The sequence below is a fragment of the Streptomyces sp. SID5785 genome (genome assembly GCF_009870065.1).
GTDB lineage: Bacteria > Actinomycetota > Actinomycetes > Streptomycetales > Streptomycetaceae > Streptomyces.
In genome coordinates this window covers 1-240 of sequence record NZ_WWIA01000026.1, presented here as the reverse complement: position 1 = coordinate 240, position 240 = coordinate 1, and the positions used below count along the sequence as shown (strand labels likewise).

1 protein-coding gene is annotated in these 240 nt (G+C 71.7%); it reads left to right on the top strand.

Annotation, left to right across the window (positions count from 1 at the left end; genetic code table 11):
* Window positions 1-240, top strand: a 240-nt coding sequence (locus GTW43_RS00800; protein WP_161299594.1) for a homocysteine S-methyltransferase family protein, incomplete at both ends; no start/stop codon positions are given.

The following is a 240-nucleotide window of genomic DNA, read 5'->3' as shown; positions in this document are numbered from 1 at the left end:
GACGGCTACCAGCAGAACGCCGAGGGCCTGCTCGCCGGCGGCGCCGACGCCCTGATCGTGGAGACCACGCAGGACCTGCTCCAGACGAAGTCCAGCCTGATCGGCGCCCGCCGCGCCATGGACGCCCTGGGCGTCTCGGTCCCGCTGATCTGTTCGCTGGCCTTCGAGACGACCGGCGTGATGCTGCTCGGCTCGGAGATCGGCGCCGCGCTGACCTCGCTGGAGCCGCTGGGCATCGAC